General features: G+C 75.0%; 1 protein-coding gene. It reads left to right on the forward strand.

The annotated features are described in order from the left end of the window. Positions 1-460 precede the first annotated feature (460 nt). The gene (locus SACPADRAFT_RS0217945; RefSeq protein ID WP_007027413.1) at positions 461-1,954 is read left to right on the forward strand and encodes a leucyl aminopeptidase; all 1,494 of its coding nucleotides are present in this window, start codon (positions 461-463) and stop codon (positions 1,952-1,954) included. Positions 1,955-2,023 lie beyond the last annotated feature (69 nt).

Raw genomic sequence — 2,023 nt, forward strand, 5'->3', positions numbered from 1 at the left:
CCCAGCGGCGTGTCCGCACACCGGGCCGCACACCGAGCGCGTCGGCGAGCACCGCACCGACCACGAGACCGGCCGCGGCGAACCCGGCCCCGGTGCCCCGGACGGGCATCGACGGGCCGAGGTACGCGGCGAACGCGACACCGGCGACGACCAGTGCCGCCGCCCACGAGCCCGCACGCAGCCACCTCCCGGCGCGGTCGTCGTCGGCCCCCGTCCGGCGAACCGCGCCCCGACCGTGACCAGCACCGCGGCCGCCACGATCCCGGCGAGCAACCACCGACCCGCCGCCGAGGCGGCGACGGCGAGCGCCACCACGAGGCCCGCCCCGAGTGACACCGACCCACCTACCTCCCCGTAACGACCGACGGCGGCAATAGCATGACCCACCAGATGCCGGGGGTGCCCGACCGCCCCACCCGGGCGGCGCACCCCGCCGACGCCACAACCGGAGGAGCGTGACGTGAGCGTGCCGAAGCTGTCCCTGTCCGAGAACACCGAGGCGGCACTGGCCAAGACCCGTGCCGAGGTCGTCGTGGTCGGTACCGTGCGCGGGGCCGACGGTCTCGAACTCGCCGCCGGGGCAGAGGCGGTGGACGCGGCCTTCGACGGCGAACTCGCCGACGTGCTGACCACGATGGGGGCCACCGGCAAGGCCGAGGAGACGGTCAAGCTGCCGACCCTCGGCAGGCTGCCCGCGGGGGTCGTCCTCGCCGTGGGGCTGGGCTCACCCGAGGTGGGTCCCGAGGACGTCCGCCGCGCCGCCGGCGCGTCCGGGCGGGCCCTCGCGGGCACCGCACGGGCGCTGACCACGCTGTCCGCCGTGGACCTGCAGGCCGCCGTCGAGGGGACCGTGCTCGGCTCCTACACGTTCGACCGGTACAAGTCCGAGCCCGGCACCGCCCCGGTCGGCACGCTCGACGTCGCCGCCCCCGAGGAGGGCACCACCCGCGCCCACCGGGCCACGCTGAAGGCCGCGGGCACCATCGCCGAGGCGGTGACGGTGGCCCGCGACCTGGTCAACACGCCGCCGAACGATCTCTACCCCGGCTCGTTCGCCGACCGGGCCCGGGAGCTGGCCGAGGACGCGGGCGTCGACGTCGAGGTGCTGGACGAGAAGGCGCTCGCGCGCAAGGGATTCGGCGGGATCCTCGGGGTCGGCGGTGGCTCGTCCCGTCCCCCGCGCCTGCTGCGGCTGCGCTACCGCGGCCCGAAGGCGAAGAAGAAGGTCGCGCTCGTCGGCAAGGGCATCACCTTCGACACCGGCGGCATCTCGATCAAGCCCGCTACCGGGATGGACGAGATGACCTCGGACATGGCCGGCGCCGCGGCCGTGCTCGCGTCCGTGCTGCTGGCCGCGAAGCTCAAGTACCCGCTGGAGGTCGTCGCGCACATCCCGCTCGCGGAGAACATGCCCTCGGCGAGCGCGTACCGCCCGGGTGACGTGCTGACGATGTACGGCGGCAGGACCGTGGAGGTGCTCAACACCGATGCGGAGGGCCGCCTGGTGCTGGCCGACGCGATCGTGCGCGCCTGCGAGGAGGACCCGGACTACCTGATCGAGACCTCCACCCTGACCGGCGCGCAGAAGGTGGCGCTGGGCAACCGCACCCCCGGCATCATGGGCGAGGAGGAGTTCCGCGACCGGGTGGCCGACCTCGCGCAGGCCACCGGGGAGAACGGCTGGCCGATGCCGCTGCCCGAGGAACTGCGCTCCGACCTGGACTCCAAGCTGGCCGACATCGCCAACGTCAGCGGTCAGCGCTGGGGCGGGATGCTCGCGGCCGGGCACTTCCTGCGCGAGTTCGTCGCGGAGGGCGTGCCGTGGACGCACCTCGACGTCGCGGGCCCCGCGTACCACACGGGTTCGCCGTGGGGCTACACCGGCAAGGGTGGCACGGGCGTCCCGGTGCGCACGATCGCGGCGGTGCTGGCCGACGTCGCCGACCACGGCTGACCCGGAGCCGACCACGGCCGGCCCGGAGGCGGACCCGTGGCCGGGGCCGCCGTCGCGCAGGTACCGACG

This window comes from Saccharomonospora iraqiensis subsp. paurometabolica YIM 90007 (assembly GCF_000231035.2).
Taxonomy (GTDB): Bacteria; Actinomycetota; Actinomycetes; order Mycobacteriales; family Pseudonocardiaceae; genus Saccharomonospora; species Saccharomonospora paurometabolica.